The organism is Acidovorax sp. Root568 (assembly GCF_001427445.1).
Lineage (GTDB): Bacteria > Pseudomonadota > Gammaproteobacteria > Burkholderiales > Burkholderiaceae_C > Acidovorax > Acidovorax delafieldii.
The window spans coordinates 474,184-490,366 of the sequence record NZ_LMGP01000014.1; the positions used below are offsets into that span (position 1 = coordinate 474,184).

A 16,183-nucleotide genomic window follows, 5' to 3' on the forward strand; every position below is an offset into this window, starting at 1 on the left:
AGGTGTCTGGAAGCGCTGGTTCTTGGCGGCCACTCAGGGTTTTCTCTGAGCGCCCTCACCCGCCAGCGTCTTGCCAATATATACCGCTCGGTAGAACAATGCTACCCATGGGTATAAATCAACCGTCGCGCAAAGGACACCGATGAACCAGCAGCCCCCCGTGCAGGCCAGCGGCCGCCAGAAGGCCGCCACGGCCGGGTCGGACGAAAAGCGCGAACGCATCTTGCGCGCGGCCGAGGCGCTGTTTGATGCGCAGGGCTACGCCAACACCACCATCGAGCAGATCGTGCAGCAGCTGGGCGTGACCAAGCCCTTTGTGTACTACTACTTTCGCAACAAGCAGGAGATCTTCGAGACGCTGTCGTGGGCGCCTGCCGTGGCGTGTTTCACTGCGATGGACTTTGCGGCGGACGATGACCGACCTGCGCATGTGAAGGTGACGGAGGGCATCGAGCGGCTGATCCGCGCCACGCTGGAGCACCACCCGTCGGCCTTCTTCCCCTACCGCGAGCCGCAGGTGTACCGGCCCGAGTACCTGGCGGCGCAGAAGGATCTGGCGAACCACTTCTACGACCGGCTGTGCGCGCTGCTCGAACAGGGCCGCGACGACGGCATGTTCGAGTTCAACGACACCAAGATCACCGCGCTGGCCGCCTGCAGCCTGCCCGGCTTTCTCTACAACTGGTACCGCCCTGACGGCCGCCTGTCGCAAGACGAGGTGGCGCAGGAGCTGGCGCAGCTGGCCTGGCGCGTGCTGGGGCTGCGGCGCACCCGCAAGCGCAACTCAGCCTGACGCGCACCGCAGCGCCCCTACATCCAAGCACAACAACCACCGGAGACAAAACCCATGAAAACCGTGTTCCTCACCCCCCTGGCCGCTGCGGCGGCCCTGCTGATCGGCACAGCCGCCAGCGCGCAGGAGACCTTCAAGGTTGCCTACATCGACCCGCTGTCGGGCCCGTTCGCCAACGTGGGTGAGCTGATGCTCACGCACACGCAGTACGCCATCGAGGACATCAACGCCAAGGGCGGCGTGCTCAAGGGCACCAAGCTGCAGCTGCTGCAGTTCGACAGCAAGCTCTCGGCGCAAGAGAGCCAGAGCGCGCTGCAGGCCGCCATTGACCAGGGAGCCAAGGCCATCGTGACGGGCGGCTCGGGCTCCTCCGTGGTCACGGCGCTGGTGCAGGCGGCAGCGCGCCACAACCAGCGCAACCCGGGCAAGGAGATCCTGGTGCTGAACCACTCCTCCATCGACCCCGAACTCACGGGCAAGGCGTGCAACTTCTGGCACTTCCAGTTCGAGGCCAACACGGCCATGAAGATGAAGGCCATCGCCAACTACATCAAGAAGCAGCCGGACATCAAGAAGGTGTACCTGCTGAACCAGGACTACGCCCATGGCAAGCAGTGGGCACACTATGGCCGCGAGATGGTGGGCCTGGCGCGGCCCGACATCCAGTTTGTGGGCGAGGCGCTGCACCCCATCGGCCGCGTGAAGGACTTTGCACCCTACCTTGCCAAGGTCAAGAGCACCGAGGCTGACTCGGTCATCACCGGCAACTGGGGACAGGACATGACGCTGCTGCTCAAGGCGGCGGGTGACGCGGGCTACAACCTGCGCTACTTCAACCACAGCGCAGGGTCCATCCCCGGCACGGTGCTGGCCGTGTCGCAGGCCAAGCAGGGCCAGTTGACCTGGGTGGCCGAATGGCACCCCGGCCAGGCCGACACCCCCAAGGTGGACGCGCTGGCCAAGACCTACAAGGCCAAGACGGGCAAGGACTTCCTTGCGCCGCGCATCGAGATGACGCCGCGCTTCCTCGCCGCCGCCATCAACAAGGCCCAGTCCACCGACCCGGTGAAGGTGGCCCGCGCGCTGGAAGACCTGACCCTCGACTCGGTGGTGGGCCCGGTGCGCATGCGCGGCGAAGACCACCAGCTGCTGCTGCCCCAGGTGGTCAACACCATCGCGCCCGTGGACGGCAAGGCCGTGAAGGTGGGCTGGGAAGGCACCAACTATGGCTTTCGCACCGATGCGGCCTACACCGGCAATGAAATAGCCCAAGGCACCGAGTGCAAGATGACGCGGCCTTGATGCCACGGCGCCGAAGGGCGCCGAAATCCCCACAGCGGCAACCGCCACAGGCCGCCGCTACCATGGCCGGTCATTGCATTCATTGACCCGACCCACAAGGACCGCGCCCATGCCCGACTTTCGCAGCGACACCGTCACCCAGCCCACGCCCGCCATGCGCGAGGCCATGTTCAAGGCCCCGCTGGGCGACGATGTGTTTGCCGACGACCCCTCGGTGAACGCACTGCAGGACCATGCCGCCGAGCTGCTGGGTTTCGAGGCTGCGCTGTTCGCCCCCTCGGGCACGCAGACCAACCTGATCGCACTGTGGGGCCACTGCCAGCGCGGCGACGAGGCCATCGTGGGCCAGAGCTGGCACACCTATCGCTGGGAGGCAGGCGGCATGGCCGTGCTGGGCTCCATCCAGCCCCAGCCGGTCGAGACCCAGCCTGACGGCACCCTGCGCGTGGCCGACATCGCGGCAGCCATCAAACCGGACGACCCGCACTTTGCGCGCACCCGCCTGGTGGTGCTGGAGAACACGACCGGCGGCCAGGTGCTGCCGCCCGCCTACATCGCCGAGGTGGCCCAACTGGCGCGCAGCCGGGGGTTGGCGATGCACCTGGACGGCGCACGCATGTTCAACGCTGCCACGGCCAATGCCGCGCGCAACGGCACCGATGTGTATGCGGAAGCGCGCGCGCTGTGCAGCCACTTTGATTCCGCATCGCTGTGCCTGAGCAAGGGCCTGGGCGCGCCCGTGGGCTCGCTGGTGCTGGGCTCGCGCGACTTCATCCGGCAGGCGCGCCGCACCCGCAAGATCCTGGGCGGTGGCATGCGGCAGGCAGGTGTCCTGGCGGCTGCCGGCCACTACGCGCTGCAGCACCATGTGCGGCGCCTGGCGGAAGACCACGCCCGCCTGGACCGTCTGGCCCAAGGCCTGGCCGAAGCCAACCGCAGCCACCCTATGCTGCAGGGCAAGCTCACCGTGCTGCCATGGCAGACCAACATCCTGTTCACCGACCTGCATGCGGAGGTTGCGCCCGCCTTCACCGCCTGGCTGGCGCAGCATGGCGTGCGCGTGACCAGCAGCCTGTATGGCGGCGCCACCCGGCTGCGCTGGGTGACGCACCTGGATGTGAGCGAGGCGGACGTGACGGCAGCGCTGGATTGCGTGGCGCGCTTCACGCTGCCGGGCTGAGCCCGCTCAGGCGGCGGGATAGGTCCGTCCACCAAACACGCCGGTGCCCACGCGCACCAGCGTGCTGCCTGCCTGAATGGCGGCCTCCAGATCGGCCGTCATGCCCAGGGACAGGGTGTCAAACTGCCCCAGGCCTGGCTCTCCCACTGCCGATATCTCGTCAAATAGCCTTCTGGCGCTAGTGTGGATTGCCAATTGCGCTTCAAATTCAGGAGCATGGTCCGGAATGCTCATGAGTCCTCGCACCACCAGCCGTGGCAGTTTTGCGACAGCGCGCACCAGGTCCAGGGCTTCGGACGGGGCCACGCCCGACTTGGTGGGCCCACCGTCGATGTTGACCTGGATACATACCTGCAGCGGCGGCAGGTGATCGGGCCGCTGGGCCGACAGGCGCTCGGCGATCTTGAGCCGGTCCACCGTGTGCACCCAGTCAAAGTGCTCGGCCACCAGGCGGGTCTTGTTGCTCTGGATAGGGCCAATGCAGTGCCACTGCAGCGCCACGCCGGGCAAGGCAGCCCGCACGGCGGCAATCTTGTCCACGCCCTCCTGGATGTAGTTCTCGCCAAAGGCGCGCTGGCCTGCGGCCACCGCCTCCAGCACTGCATCGGCGCCAAAGGTCTTGGAAACGGCCAGCAGGCCCACCTGGCCCGGGTCACGCCCGGCAGCCCGGCACGCCTGGGCGATCCGGCCCATAACCTGTTGGAGGTTGTTAGCAATCGTGGTCATAATGTTTGGCAAGCGTACCAAACGATAGAGGGACTCCGTGGACATTACCCAATTGCTCGCGTTCAGCGTGAAGAACAAGGCCTCCGACCTGCACCTCTCCGCCGGTCTGCCGCCCATGATCCGGGTCCACGGCGACGTGCGGCGTATCAACGTCGATGCGCTGGACCACAAGACGGTGCATGCCATGGTGTACGACATCATGAGCGACGCGCAGCGCAAGACGTATGAAGAGTTCCTGGAGGTGGACTTTTCCTTCGAGATCGAAGGCCTGGCCCGCTTCCGCGTCAACGCCTTCAACCAGAACCGGGGCGCGGCCGCCGTGTTCCGGACGATTCCGAGCAAGATCCTGACGCTGGAGCAGCTCAACGCCCCCAAGATCTTCGGCGACCTGGCCTTGAAGCCACGGGGCCTGGTGCTGGTGACCGGCCCCACGGGCTCGGGCAAGTCCACCACGCTGGCCGCCATGGTCAACTACCTCAACGAATCCGAATACGGCCACATCCTCACGGTGGAAGACCCGATCGAATTCGTGCACGAGTCCAAGAAGTGCCTGATCAACCAGCGTGAAGTCGGCCCGATGACGCTGTCCTTCGCGGCGGCCCTGAAGTCCGCACTGCGCGAAGACCCGGACGCCATTCTGGTGGGCGAAATGCGCGACCTGGAAACCATCCGCCTGGCCATGACGGCTGCTGAAACGGGCCACTTGGTGTTCGGTACGCTGCACACCTCGAGCGCCGCCAAGACCATCGACCGGATCATCGACGTGTTCCCCGCCGAAGAAAAGGAAATGGTCCGTGCGATGTTGTCCGAATCGCTGCAGGCCGTGATCTCGCAAACGCTGTGCAAGACCAAGGACGGCTCCGGCCGCGTGGCTGCGCACGAGATCATGCTGGGCACCAGCGCCATCCGCAACCTGATCCGCGAGGCCAAGGTGGCGCAGATGTACTCCACCATCCAGACCAGCAACAGCGTGGGCATGCAGACACTGGACCAGAACCTGACCGACCTCGTGCGCCGCAACATCATCAGTCCGGCCGAAGCACGCAGCAAGGCCAAGATCCCCGAGAACTTCCCCGGCTGAGCCCCCGACAGCATCCCCCATGAACGACTTTGCGGCCCCTGCAGGCGCCGCATACCGGAGCGCGATATGAAAGGCATTTTGAGCCTTCTGAAAATGAAAGCCCGCAGCGGCAAGCCATCGGACGACCACACGGATTCCGTGTTGTTTTCCACCGCGTTTGCGGGCCAGGGTGTGGACGACTCCATGCTGGTGCCCTGGGAGGCGCGCGCCGTGGAAGTGGGCGCCAAGCGCCTGCCCACCAGCCGGGGCGGCAAACTGCTGCAAGGCCTGTGGGCCAAGGACAAGTACATGGCGCACCTGGACAAGGACGCCGTGGAGCGCATGGAGCGCTTTTTTGAATTTGCGGCCGTCCCGTCCAATCGCGACGTGATTCGCCAGGATGAGTACGGCAACTTCATGGTGGTGCTGCTCACCGGCACCATCGCCGTGGACCGCGTGCAGCCTTGGGGCGAACAATTGCGCCTGGCCGAGACACGCCCTGGGGACATCCTGGGCGAGATGTCGCTGCTGGACAGCGGCATCCGCTTTTCGGCCTGCACCACGCTGACCGACTGCGAGATCGCCGTGCTCTCCGCCGAGGCCATGGACGACATGATGACCAAGGATCCGCAACTGGCCGCCAGCCTGATTGCCCTGCTGGCGCGCAAGCTGTCGCTGCGCCTGCGCGTGGTGAGCGCACGCCTGAGCGACAACCAGAAATGATGCACCTATCCACGACACAAGATCGTCCGGCAGACGACCACCCCCGGGAGAACTTCTGATGGAACGCGATCAGGCCAGTAAATTCATCAATGACCTGCTCAAGCTGATGGTGAGCCGCAACGGCAGCGACTTGTTCATCACGGCAGAGTTTCCACCCGCCATCAAGGTCGATGGCAAGGTGACCAAGGTGTCGCCGCAACCCCTCACGTCCAACCACACGCTCACGCTGGCGCGCGCCATCATGAGCGACAAGCAGGTGGCGGACTTCGAGCGCACCAAGGAGTGCAACTTCGCCATCTCGCCCGCTGGCATCGGGCGCTTCCGCGTCAACGCTTTCATCCAGCAGGGCAAGGTCGGCATGGTGCTGCGGACCATTCCGCTCACGCTGCCCACCATCGACGGCCTGGGTGTGCCGCAGGTGCTCAAGGAAGTGACGATGACCAAACGCGGCCTGTGCATCCTGGTGGGTGCCACGGGCTCGGGCAAGTCCACCACGCTGGCCGCCATGGTGGACTGGCGCAACGAGAACTCGTTCGGCCACATCATCACGGTGGAAGACCCCATCGAATTTGTGCACCCGCACAAGAACTGCGTGGTGACGCAGCGTGAAGTGGGCCTGGATACCGACAGCTGGGAAGCCGCGCTGAAGAACACACTGCGGCAGGCGCCCGACGTGATCCTGATGGGCGAAATCCGCGACCGCGAGACCATGGAACATGCGGTGGCGTTTGCCGAAACCGGGCACTTGTGCCTGGCCACGCTGCACGCCAACAGCGCCAACCAGGCGCTGGACCGGATCATCAACTTCTTCCCTGAAGAGCGCCGCGCACAGTTGTTGATGGACCTGTCGCTCAACCTGCGCGCCATGGTGTCGCAGCGCCTGATCCCCAAGCAGGATGGCAAGGGCCGCGCCGCAGCGGTGGAGGTGATGCTCAACACCCCGCTGATCTCCGACCTGATCTTTAAGGGCGAGGTCTCCGAGATCAAGGAGATCATGAAGAAGAGCCGCAACCTGGGCATGCAGACCTTCGACCAAGCGCTGTTCGATGCCTACGAGGCCAATGTCATCAGCTACGAAGACGCACTGCGCAATGCCGACTCGCTCAACGACTTGCGCCTGCAGATCAAGCTCAACAGCCAGCGCGCCAAGTCACCCGACCTGGCACAGGGCACCGAGCATTTCGCGATCGTTTGACCCCAGAGCCAGGTCCACACACCTTCGCGCAGCTTCACCCGCCCTCCTGGGCGGGTTTTCGTTTTCACACATACTTTTGCAACATCTTGCCGCCACACCATGCCAAGCACTAACCCCCGCAATTACGACACCACCCCCTCCCGCAAAGTCGCCTTTCTGGGCCTGGGCGTGATGGGCTATCCCATGGCAGGCCACCTGGCGCTGGCTGGTCATGAAGTCACTGTGTACAACCGGACCGCTACCAAATCCGTAGCGTGGTGCGCAGAGTATGCGAGCACCAAGGCCCCCCAGCATGCAGCCACGCCCCGCGAGGCGGCGGCAGGCGCCGACATCGTGTTCTGCTGTGTGGGCAATGACGATGACCTGCGCTCGGTCACCCTGGGTGCGGACGGTGCCTTCGCAGGCATGAAGCCCGGCGCGATTTTTGTGGACCACACCACGGCCTCGGCCGAGGTGGCCCGCGAGCTGTATGCAGCCGCCCAAGTGCTCGGCCTGCAGTTTGTGGATGCGCCCGTGTCCGGCGGCCAAGCCGGCGCTCAGAACGGCCTGCTGACCGTGATGTGCGGTGGCGATGCCGCAGCCTTCGAGGCTGCTCAGCCCGTGGCCATGGCGTTCTCGCGCGCCTTCACGCTGCTGGGTGCCAGCGGCTCGGGCCAGTTGGCCAAGATGGTCAACCAGATCTGCATCGCCGGGCTGGTGCAGGCCCTGTCGGAAGCCGTGGCGTTTGGCCAGAACGCCGGGCTGGACATGAAGCAGGTGCTGGAAGTGATCGGCAAGGGCGCTGCCCAGAGCTGGCAGATGGACAACCGTGGCAAGACCATGGTGGACGGCAAGTTCGACTTTGGTTTTGCCGTGGACTGGATGCGCAAGGACCTGGGACTGGTGCTGGACGAAGCCAAGCGCAACGGATCACGCGTGCCCGTGACGGCACTGGTGGACCAGTTCTATGCCGATGTGCAGAAGATGGGCGGCAACCGCTGGGATACGTCCAGCCTGATTCAGCGCTTGAAGTAACCCCCAGAGCCGCCTGCGGTGTCTGCCCCGACAAAGGGGAGGCCTGGCGGTCGGACAAAGCAGGCGTCGTCGCAGCCTCACCCCCGGGTGCAACGCCGGCGACGTGTGGCAGCGCAGCGGAGCTCCAGCGCTGCAAGAAAAAAGTCCCAGACCACGCGCTGCGGTCTGGGACTTTGACCCTCCGGTCTGAACCCCGTCCTCAGCCGCCGGCAGGCTTTGTGTCCGTGGTGACCGGCGCAGGCTGCGGCGCGATGCGGCGCAGCTCTTCCTCCGAAACGATCTCAAACACACGCACCACCTTGCGCACATCACTCACGCCCCGGGCGATGTCCGTGGCACGGTTGGCCTCGCGCTGCGAGACACGGCCCATCAGATAGACGGTGTTGCGCTCGGTCACCACCTTGAAGGAATTGGCCGAGATGTCCTGCGCGTCCACCAGGCTCGCACGCACCTTGCCGGTGATGAAGGTGTCCGTGGACCGCTGGCTCAGGGTGGAGCTGGGCATCACGGCCAGATCGTTGACCACGGAGCGCACGTTCTCCACCTGCGACACCATCTGCTCCACCGCCTGGCGGTCCTGGGCTGTGGCGACTTCACCGGTCAGCAGGGCCTGGCGGTTGTAGCTGGTCACATTGACATGGGCCCGGTCGCCCAGGGCTTCGCGGATGCGGTTGGCCGCGCGCAGCTCAATGCCTTCGTCTTCGATCTGGGTGCCGGCCGTGCGGCGGTCCACCGCCATCACGCCGCCGACCACAGCGCCGCCCACGATCAGGGGCGCGCAGGCCGATAGTGCAGCGGCCAGCGTGGCAGCAGCCAGGGCAGTGCCCACCACGCGGCGGGTGCGATTCAGGGTTGTCGGGTTCATAGTGGGATCTCCTGTTCACCAAGTAACTGTGCGTCCACGCCGTCGCTGATGCAGTGCAGTACCAGCGTATGGACTTCGCGCACGCGTGCCGCACGGTCATGGGGCACGCTGATCAAGACGTCGGTCTCCCGCAGCATGGCGGCCAGTTTGCCGCCGGTGCGGCCCGCCAACACCACCACGGTCATGTCGCGCTCGTGCGCGGCCTCGGCGGCAGCCAGCAGGTTGGGGTCGTTGCCGTGCACCGTCAGGGCCAGCAGCACATCGCCCGCCTGGCCCAGGGCGCGCACCTGGCGCGCAAACTGCTGGGTGGCATCGTTGCTTCCCGCAGCCGCCGTGAGCAGGGTGTTGTCGGATGTGAGCGCCAGCGCGGCCAGCTCGGGACGTTCGCGTTCAAAGCCCGCCACGCAAAAGGCGGCAAACTGCTGCGCTTCGGCGGCGGACGGGCCGTTGCCACAGGCCAGCACCTTGCCGCCGCTGGTCACGCAGGCCAGCACCGCCTGTACGGCAGCGGCAATGGGGTGGCTCAGGGTCTGCGCGGCCTGGTACTTCAGGTCGGCGCTGTCGATGAAATGCTGTTGGATGCGTTGCTCAAGCATGAGGGCCCGATGATACCCGCCGCGTGTTACAGCTTTTGTAGCAAAGGGTAGCCACCCGCATTGCGCTGGCGACCGGTACGGCGCCCGCCGCTACTGCGCATCGAACGCCGCCTTGAGCCACTGCACCCCCTCCTCCACCAGCACCACGTCAAAACGGCAGGGCGGTGGCGACGGCAAGCGCATCAGGTAGTGCCGTGCGGCAAAGATGATGCGCTGCTGCTTGGTCGCGCTGATGCTGGCACCTGCGCCGCCAAAGCCGCCATGCGCGCGGCTGCGCACCTCCACAAACACCAGGGTGCCATCCTGGTCACGCATCACCAGATCAATCTCGCCCCCGCCGCGTCCGGGCGTCCGATAATTGCGCACCGCCAGTTGCAGTCCCGCTGCCTGCAGATGGACCAATGCCTGGTCCTCGGCAGCGTTGCCCCGCTCACGCGTGGTGGCTTTTTTGGCAGCCCCCGGGGTGGCAAGGGCCGGTGGTCTTTTTCCAAGGAAATTCATTGAGCGCATCTTTCGCTTCAGCCCAGGGCGCGGCGCACGACGCCGCTGCTGCGCAGCATTATCCGCAGGGCGCGCTGTACGTGGTGGCCACGCCCATCGGCAACCTGGCCGACATCACCTTGCGCGCACTGCATGTGCTGCAACTGGCCGACACGGTGGCCTGCGAAGACACGCGCCATACGCAGTCGATGCTGCGCGCCTACGGCATCGACAAGGGCGCCAGCCAGCTGCTGGCTGTGCACCAACACAACGAGGCCGAAGCCGCGCAGAACGTGGTGCACCGGCTGCAGCAGGGCCAGCGCGTGGCCTATGTGAGCGACGCAGGCACCCCCGGCGTGAGCGACCCCGGCGCACGTCTGGTGGCCGCAGTGCAGGCGGCGGGCATGCGTGCCGTGCCCCTGCCGGGCGCCAGCAGCATCACCACCGCATTGAGCGTGGCCGGTGCCGTGGCCCACAGCACCGAACACGGCGGATTTGTGTTTGCAGGATTCCTGCCCGTCAAGAACGCGGAGCGTGCCAACGTGATTGCGCAGCAGCTGGCCCAGGAGCCCCGGTGCGTGGTGCTGCTCGAAGCGCCCCACCGCATCGGCGAGCTGGCCCAGGCCCTGGTCGTATTGGGCGAGCGCCCCGTCACCCTGGCGCGCGAGCTGACCAAACAGTTTGAAGAAGTCACCACCCAGCCCGCGCAGGCGCTGACGGCGTGGCTGGATGGGTCGCCCCAGCGCTCGCGCGGCGAATTCGTGGTGCTGCTGCACCCGGTACCTGTGGTCAGCGACGCGGGCGACAGCCACCGCGTGCTGCGCCTGTTGCTGGCCGAGCTGCCCCTGAAGACCGCCGTGCGCCTGGCCGCCGAGATCACGGGCGCGTCGCGCAACGTGCTGTACGACACCGCGCTGGAGTGGAAGCGCGAGGATGGCGTACACGACTGACTCCAGGCGCTCCCGGGCAGTTTTTGCAGTGGTTTCGGGCGGTAGCGCTAGTGCAATATGCCGTATCAGCTATTTAATTGATAGCAAACTGGATGTCGTGACTACCGCGAAACCGCCAGGCCCGCAGCCACCCCGCCGAACAGATCACCCTCCACTTGCGGAGTTGCCTGGAAGGCCGTGCGCAGTGCCTGGCGCAGGGGCCGCAATGCCGACGAGCCCCCGGTCAGGTAGATCGCATCCACCCCCCCATCGCCCAGTCCCGCCATCTGCAGGCAGTCGCGCGCGCAGGCCACCACCTGTTCCAGCGGCTGCGCCAGGGACTGCGCCAATCCGGGTGGCGTGACGGCGGCGCCGAGCCCGGCCTCGACCCAGTCCAGCGGCATGGGCGCCTCGGCATCGGCCAGAGAAGCTGCGATCTTGGCCTGCTCCACCGTGTTGGCCAGGCGGTGGCCCAACCGCTCGTTCAACACCCGCATCAGCCGGGCATGCAGCGCGGCATCGGCATAGTCGGTGCGCAGGTTCTGCGCATCACGCAGTGCGCGCGGCGAATACAGCCACTGGATCAGGTGCCAGGTTGAGAGGTCGAAAAACACGCGGCTGGGCACCTCGCGCCCCGACGGACCGATGTGGCGAAAGCCCAGCAGCGGCATGAGCAGGTCCAGGCTGAGGCGCCGGTCAAAGTCCGTGCCACCGATGTGCACGCCAGTGGTGGCCAGCACATCGCTGCTGCGGTCCGCGCGGGCCATGCGCTCGGGGCCCAGGCGCACCACCGTGAAGTCCGACGTACCGCCGCCAATGTCCACCACCAGCACCAGCGACTCCCGGTCGATGCGCTGCTCGTAGTCCAGCGCGGCCGCAATGGGCTCGAACTGGAAGCTCACGTTCTCGAACCCTGCAGACAGCGCGGCCTGGCGCAGCGCGTCCTCGGCCTGCTGATCGCGCTCGGCATCGCCGTCCACAAAATGCACCGGCCGCCCCATCACCACCCGCCCGGGCATGCCACCCAGTTCGTCGCGGGCCTTCTGCGCCAGCATCCGCAAGAAGAGGCCGATGATGTCCTGGTAGCTGACCAGCTGGTTGTGCACTGCGGTCTTGTCCTGCAACAGCGCACTGCCCAGCAGGCTCTTGAGCGAGCGCATCAGCCGCCCTTCCGTGCCCGCGAGGTACTGCGCCACCGCATCGCGCCCAAAGTGCGTGCGCTGGTCTTCGGCGTTGAAGAACAGCGCCGTGGGCAGCGTGTGTGCATCCCCCTCCAGCGCCACCATCCGCGACAGGCCCGCGCCCTGCCGCACCGCCATCGCGGAGTTGGAAGTGCCGAAGTCGATACCAAGGGTGGTGTCCTGCAGAAGGGGCATGGGGAACGTGGGGAGAAACAACAAGGAAGGCAATGCGCGGTACGGGCAGCAACCAGCACCAAGGCAACGCAGGATTTCGGCATGCGCACCTGCCCAGCTGGGTGTGGCCCTGCTTCGGCGGTACGAAATTGAAAAAGCCCTTGATTCTTGCAAATCAAGGGCTTTTGTTTGGTGGCCTGGGGCGGAATCGAACCACCGACACAAGGATTTTCAATCCTCTGCTCTACCGACTGAGCTACCGGGCCTGAGCCTCAAATTATAGCCAGAAAAATCAGCGCTTCCGGCAAAAGGCACAAATTAATTGATCAGCCGCGCTTGCCGCGCCCCAGATCCACGCCCAGCTGGCGCAGCTTGCGGTACAGGTGGGTGCGCTCCAGGCCCGTCTTTTCGGCCACGCGCGTCATGGAGCCGCCTTCGCGGGCCAGGTGAAACTCGAAGTAGGCTTTCTCGAAACCATCGCGCGCTTCGCGCAGGGGGCGATCCAGGTCAAACCCCTGGTAGGCGTGGGGGCCGGGGTCCACCCCCGCCATCACCGCAGAAACGGCAGGCAGCTGCGAGAACGTCGGATCGGCCGGAGCGGCAGCGGGTGCGGACACGGCAGCCACGGGTGCAGCCTGGTGGGCCGCGTTGCGTGCCAGGCCCTGCTCCACGGCCTTGAGCAGCTTTTGCAGGGTGATGGGTTTTTCGAGGAACGAGAAAGCGCCGATGCGCGTGGCCTCCACCGCCGTGTCGATGGTAGCGTGGCCGCTCATCATGATGACCGGCATGGTGAGCACGCCCGCAGTCGCCCACTCTTTGAGCAACGAGACGCCGTCGGTGTCGGGCATCCAGATGTCCAGCAGCACCAGGTCATAGCTGTTGCCTGCCCGGGCGGCTCGGGCCTGGGTCGCATTTTCTGCGAGGTCTACGCTGTGACCTTCGTCGTTCAGGATTTCCGACAGCAGATCACGAATGCCGAGCTCATCGTCGACCACCAGAATGTTTGCCATGTGTGTTGAAGCGCCTTGGGGAGGTACTGCGGGGCGGTGTTGTTATAACGCCACCGCTGGTTCAGGGGCGAATGATAACGACACTTGGGCGCCGCGCACCACGCCTTCTTCGGTGCGATTGGACAGTTCGATGCGCGCTCCGTGCTCATCTGCGATCTTTTTGACGACGGCCAAACCCAGGCCGGTGCCACGCGGTTTGGTGGTGACATAGGGTTCGAAAGCGCGCTGCAGGATGTGGGACGGAAAGCCACCGCCGCTGTCCGATACCGTGAGCCGCACACGGCGTGACGATTCGCTCCAGCGGGTGCTGATGCGCACCGGCGGCACGGGCTCGGAGGCCCCGGCGCGGGCCTGCTCGGTCGAGTCCTGGGCGTTCTGCAGCAGGTTGTGTACGACCTGGCGCAACTGCTGCGCATCGCCCGCAATCCAGGGGCAGCGCGGGTCCAGCTCGGCTTCTACAGGCACGGTGGCGTTTTCTGCCCCATACAAATGGAGCACCTCGGCGACCAAGGCATTGAGGTCCAGCGCATGCAGTTCGGCGGCGGGCAAGCGCGCGTAATCGCGGAACTCGTTGACCAGTCGCTTCATCGCATCGACCTGGTCCACGATGGTCTTGACGGACTTGGCGAGGATGGCTTGTTCAGGGTCCGGCAGCTTGCCCGACAGCTTCATTTCAAGGCGCTCGGCCGACAGCTGGATGGGGGTCAGCGGGTTCTTGATTTCGTGCGCCAGCCGTCGCGCCACCTCGCCCCAGGCCTGCGCACGCTGGGCCGAAACGATCTCCGAAATGTCGTCAAAAACCAACAGTCGGGTGGCATCGGGCAGCTCTGCGCCCCGCGCAACCAGGCTGGTGGCGTGTTGTCCGGCGCCGCCGGAGGAGGCATGCAGCTCGAACGGCTGCTGCCAATGGTCCAGGCCATGGCGTTCATGGTCCCCCAAAAACGCATCGAAATGGCCCTGGACCGACGCGGCAAACTCCGCGAGGCCTGGCACTTCGGACAGCGGCCGCCCCTCATAAGCGGCCATGGGAGCGCGCAGGATGCGGGTGGCGCCCGGGTTGGACGAACGGATCAGTCCCTGCGCATCCAGCACGATGACACCTGCGGTGAGGTTGTCCAGAATGGTCTGCAGGTTGGCGCGGGAGGCATCGACCTCGCCCATGCTCTGCTCCACCGCCTGGCGCGCGTCTGCCAGTTGCTGGGTCATGAGCGCGAACGAGCGCGTCAACCCACCCAACTCATCTTTGCTTTGCAGCGCGGCCTTGGGACTCAGATTGCCCGCAGCCACCTCGCGTACACCCTCTGCAAGGACCAACAAGGGCCGCGCCAGCTGGTTGCCCAGCAGCACCGCCAGCAGCACCGCGCCGAACACCGCCAGGAACAGACTCAGCGTGAGCGTGCCCACATACATGCGCCGCAGCCCGCCCCGCGCCAGCGCACGCTCCTGGTATTCACGATTGGCCTCCTGCACGGCGATGGCGTTGGCCACCAAGGCCGGCGGCAGGGGCAAGGTGGCCTGCAGATAGCGCGGCTCCATCAACAGGCCCACGCTGGGGCTGCTGACCAGGGCCAGCACCTTGACCCGCGCGTTCTGCGCCGCAGCCGGGTCGGCAATGTCGTCCAGCCCTTCGATCTGCGCCGTGGCGCGCTGCTGGCGCGCCGTGCGCAGCAAGGCAGCGCCGGGCCGCTCGGGGTTGAGACTGAAGCGCGACTGCCCCGCGCTGGCCACCGCCTGACCGGACGCGTTCCAGAGCACCACGTCGGTCGCGCCGAGCTGGTCGCGAATACGCTCCAGCACCAGGCCTGCAGCGGCGTCGGGCACCTGGGCCACCTGGGCGCTGGCATTGCGGGTCTTGGCGGCCATGTCCGTGGCCAGCGAGTCCAGCGACACGCGGGCCAGGTTGACACCCGCAGACAGAGCCCCCTCCACCTTCACGTCGAACCAGCTTTCGATGGAGCGCGTGACGAACTGGTAGGACACCACATAGATCAGCAGCCCCGGCATGAGCCCCACCAGCGCAAAAATGGCTGCGAGCTTGACCAGCAGGCGGCTGCCAAAGCGCCCCTTGCGCAGGCGCAAGCCCAATCGCACCGCCACCCAGCCCAGCACCAGCAGCAGCAGCAGCGCCACAAACACGTTGACGCCGAAAAGCCAGGCGTAGTTGCGCTCGTACAGCACGCGGTTGTTGGTGGCCAGCGTCAGCAAGAACAGCAGTACCAGACCGATGGCCGACATGATGGCGGCGCCCACGCCCACGGCCCAGCGCACTGCGCGGGACTGGCGGGCGGTGGCGTGGGTCGATGCCGAAACGCCGGTGGATGGAGGGGACGTGCTCACTTGGCTGGCTCTGCGCCCAGGCGCTGGCTGCGGGAGACCAGCAGGTTCCAGCCCGACCGGCCGACCGCACCGATCTGGAAAGGACGGGGCAGCTGGGACATGTCGAGGCGGAAGCGGAAGTTCACCGTATGCACGGCATCGGACTCGATCACATCGCGTTCAGCGATCTTCCAGCGTGAAAAACGCTGAATCGACGACAAGGCATCGGCGTAATTGTCAAAATTCTGACCCAGCACCACGCCCAGCCCGCTGTTGGTGAAAGGCGTGGAGGAGATGTTGAGACGCCAACGGCGGGTGAGCGGCTGGTAGCTCAGGCGGAAGTACCGGGTGGTCTCGGCCACCTGCCGGTCGGACCAGTACCAGCGGTCGCGCAGCACCTGGGCGTCGGCCACGAAGAACATGGGAATGCCTTTTTGCAAGGCGTCTTCGGCCAGCTCGGGCAGTTCAAATTGCAGGTTGGCACTCAGGTACAGACCGTCGTCCCCGCGTTCGAGCCGCAGGTCACCCACCTCGGAGGAGGCCGCCTGTGCCGCTACGGCCTGCGGCACCCAGCAGAGCACCGTCCCCCAAAACAGCACAAACCACGCGCACACCAGCCACCAGCGCATGCCCCGGGGC

The 16,183-nt window shown here is 65.8% G+C and carries 16 protein-coding genes and 1 tRNA gene; 8 read left to right on the forward strand and 9 right to left on the reverse strand.

From position 1 onward, the window contains the following. Positions 1–142 precede the first annotated feature (142 nt). The 3 genes from ASD75_RS11730 to ltaE all read left to right on the forward strand — a co-directional run bounded on the left by ASD75_RS11730 (position 143) and on the right by ltaE (position 3,275). Positions 143–793 carry a TetR/AcrR family transcriptional regulator gene (locus ASD75_RS11730; RefSeq protein WP_056745811.1) on the forward strand — a complete coding sequence of 217 codons (651 nt, stop codon included), beginning with the start codon at positions 143–145 and terminating at the stop codon, positions 791–793. Between the two features lie 54 nt (positions 794–847). Further along, a complete protein-coding gene (locus tag ASD75_RS11735) occupies positions 848–2,095 on the forward strand; it encodes a branched-chain amino acid ABC transporter substrate-binding protein (RefSeq protein ID WP_056745814.1) in 1,248 nt (415 codons plus the stop codon). Between the two features lie 109 nt (positions 2,096–2,204). Continuing rightward, positions 2,205–3,275 (forward strand): low-specificity L-threonine aldolase, encoded by a 1,071-nt coding sequence (gene ltaE / locus ASD75_RS11740; protein ID WP_056745815.1) that lies wholly within the window; start codon positions 2,205–2,207, stop codon positions 3,273–3,275. 6 nt (positions 3,276–3,281) lie between these two features. Here ltaE and ASD75_RS11745 read toward each other — a convergent pair whose 3' ends face one another. After that, a complete protein-coding gene (locus tag ASD75_RS11745; RefSeq protein ID WP_056745817.1) occupies positions 3,282–4,001 on the reverse strand; it encodes a YggS family pyridoxal phosphate-dependent enzyme in 720 nt (239 codons plus the stop codon). Between the two features lie 37 nt (positions 4,002–4,038). Here ASD75_RS11745 and ASD75_RS11750 point away from each other — a divergent pair, with 37 nt between their 5' ends. The 4 genes from ASD75_RS11750 (at position 4,039) to ASD75_RS11765 (ending at position 7,993) form a co-directional block, all read left to right on the forward strand. After that, complete coding sequence (locus tag ASD75_RS11750; RefSeq protein WP_015012257.1) at positions 4,039–5,082, forward strand: type IV pilus twitching motility protein PilT; 1,044 nt, start codon at positions 4,039–4,041, stop codon at positions 5,080–5,082. Between the two features lie 66 nt (positions 5,083–5,148). Further along, a complete protein-coding gene (locus ASD75_RS11755) occupies positions 5,149–5,784 on the forward strand; it encodes a Crp/Fnr family transcriptional regulator (RefSeq protein ID WP_015012256.1) in 636 nt (211 codons plus the stop codon). Positions 5,785–5,842: 58 nt separating this feature from the next. Further along, positions 5,843–6,979, forward strand: a complete 1,137-nt coding sequence (locus ASD75_RS11760; RefSeq protein ID WP_056059906.1) for a PilT/PilU family type 4a pilus ATPase — start codon at positions 5,843–5,845, stop codon at positions 6,977–6,979. A 99-nt stretch (positions 6,980–7,078) separates the two neighbouring features. Beyond that, positions 7,079–7,993, forward strand: coding sequence for an NAD(P)-dependent oxidoreductase (locus ASD75_RS11765; protein WP_056745820.1), 915 nt, complete (start codon positions 7,079–7,081; stop codon positions 7,991–7,993). Positions 7,994–8,192: 199 nt separating this feature from the next. On the opposite strand, the gene ASD75_RS11770 is transcribed toward ASD75_RS11765, so the two are convergent. From ASD75_RS11770 to ASD75_RS11780, 3 genes are all read right to left on the reverse strand, one after another. After that, positions 8,193–8,858: a BON domain-containing protein gene (locus tag ASD75_RS11770; RefSeq protein ID WP_056745822.1), complete on the reverse strand. Its 666-nt coding sequence runs from the start codon at positions 8,856–8,858 to the stop codon at positions 8,193–8,195. Continuing rightward, positions 8,855–9,454: an SIS domain-containing protein gene (locus tag ASD75_RS11775; RefSeq protein ID WP_056059914.1), complete on the reverse strand. Its 600-nt coding sequence runs from the start codon at positions 9,452–9,454 to the stop codon at positions 8,855–8,857. Before ASD75_RS11775 ends, ASD75_RS11770 begins: the two co-directional genes overlap by 4 nt. Before the next feature lie 90 nt (positions 9,455–9,544). Then, positions 9,545–9,955: a YraN family protein gene (locus tag ASD75_RS11780; RefSeq protein WP_056745824.1), complete on the reverse strand. Its 411-nt coding sequence runs from the start codon at positions 9,953–9,955 to the stop codon at positions 9,545–9,547. Between ASD75_RS11780 and rsmI the strand changes: the two genes are divergently transcribed. Further along, positions 9,955–10,884, forward strand: a complete 930-nt coding sequence (gene rsmI / locus ASD75_RS11785; RefSeq protein WP_056745826.1) for a 16S rRNA (cytidine(1402)-2'-O)-methyltransferase — start codon at positions 9,955–9,957, stop codon at positions 10,882–10,884. The two genes, ASD75_RS11780 and rsmI, sit on opposite strands and share 1 nt — an antisense overlap. Before the next feature lie 101 nt (positions 10,885–10,985). Here rsmI and ASD75_RS11790 read toward each other — a convergent pair whose 3' ends face one another. The 5 genes from ASD75_RS11790 to ASD75_RS11810 all read right to left on the reverse strand — a co-directional run bounded on the left by ASD75_RS11790 (position 10,986) and on the right by ASD75_RS11810 (position 16,173). Then, positions 10,986–12,239: an Hsp70 family protein gene (locus tag ASD75_RS11790; protein ID WP_056745828.1), complete on the reverse strand. Its 1,254-nt coding sequence runs from the start codon at positions 12,237–12,239 to the stop codon at positions 10,986–10,988. 169 nt (positions 12,240–12,408) lie between these two features. After that, positions 12,409–12,484: transfer RNA gene (locus tag ASD75_RS11795), tRNA-Phe, on the reverse strand. 60 nt (positions 12,485–12,544) lie between these two features. Then, positions 12,545–13,228, reverse strand: coding sequence for a response regulator (locus ASD75_RS11800; RefSeq protein WP_056745831.1), 684 nt, complete (start codon positions 13,226–13,228; stop codon positions 12,545–12,547). 42 nt (positions 13,229–13,270) lie between these two features. Further along, the gene (locus ASD75_RS11805; protein WP_056745833.1) at positions 13,271–15,565 is read right to left on the reverse strand and encodes an ATP-binding protein; all 2,295 of its coding nucleotides are present in this window, start codon (positions 15,563–15,565) and stop codon (positions 13,271–13,273) included. After that, positions 15,562–16,173 (reverse strand): DUF4390 domain-containing protein, encoded by a 612-nt coding sequence (locus tag ASD75_RS11810; RefSeq protein WP_056059932.1) that lies wholly within the window; start codon positions 16,171–16,173, stop codon positions 15,562–15,564. Before ASD75_RS11810 ends, ASD75_RS11805 begins: the two co-directional genes overlap by 4 nt. Positions 16,174–16,183 lie beyond the last annotated feature (10 nt).

What these genes read in the sequence shown, in the direction of transcription:
- ltaE (WP_056745815.1), top strand. Translation starts at nt 2,205, where the DNA reads ATGCCCGACTTTCGCAGCGACACCGTCACCCAGCCCACGCCCGCCATG.
- ASD75_RS11745 (WP_056745817.1), bottom strand. Translation starts at nt 4,001, where the DNA reads ATGACCACGATTGCTAACAACCTCCAACAGGTTATGGGCCGGATCGCC.
- ASD75_RS11775 (WP_056059914.1), bottom strand. Translation starts at nt 9,454, where the DNA reads ATGCTTGAGCAACGCATCCAACAGCATTTCATCGACAGCGCCGACCTG.
- ASD75_RS11780 (WP_056745824.1), bottom strand. Translation starts at nt 9,955, where the DNA reads ATGAATTTCCTTGGAAAAAGACCACCGGCCCTTGCCACCCCGGGGGCT.
- ASD75_RS11755 (WP_015012256.1), top strand. Translation starts at nt 5,149, where the DNA reads ATGAAAGGCATTTTGAGCCTTCTGAAAATGAAAGCCCGCAGCGGCAAG.
- ASD75_RS11770 (WP_056745822.1), bottom strand. Translation starts at nt 8,858, where the DNA reads ATGAACCCGACAACCCTGAATCGCACCCGCCGCGTGGTGGGCACTGCC.
- ASD75_RS11790 (WP_056745828.1), bottom strand. Translation starts at nt 12,239, where the DNA reads ATGCCCCTTCTGCAGGACACCACCCTTGGTATCGACTTCGGCACTTCC.
- ASD75_RS11810 (WP_056059932.1), bottom strand. Translation starts at nt 16,173, where the DNA reads ATGCGCTGGTGGCTGGTGTGCGCGTGGTTTGTGCTGTTTTGGGGGACG.
- ASD75_RS11765 (WP_056745820.1), top strand. Translation starts at nt 7,079, where the DNA reads ATGCCAAGCACTAACCCCCGCAATTACGACACCACCCCCTCCCGCAAA.
- ASD75_RS11760 (WP_056059906.1), top strand. Translation starts at nt 5,843, where the DNA reads ATGGAACGCGATCAGGCCAGTAAATTCATCAATGACCTGCTCAAGCTG.
- ASD75_RS11735 (WP_056745814.1), top strand. Translation starts at nt 848, where the DNA reads ATGAAAACCGTGTTCCTCACCCCCCTGGCCGCTGCGGCGGCCCTGCTG.
- ASD75_RS11800 (WP_056745831.1), bottom strand. Translation starts at nt 13,228, where the DNA reads ATGGCAAACATTCTGGTGGTCGACGATGAGCTCGGCATTCGTGATCTG.
- ASD75_RS11730 (WP_056745811.1), top strand. Translation starts at nt 143, where the DNA reads ATGAACCAGCAGCCCCCCGTGCAGGCCAGCGGCCGCCAGAAGGCCGCC.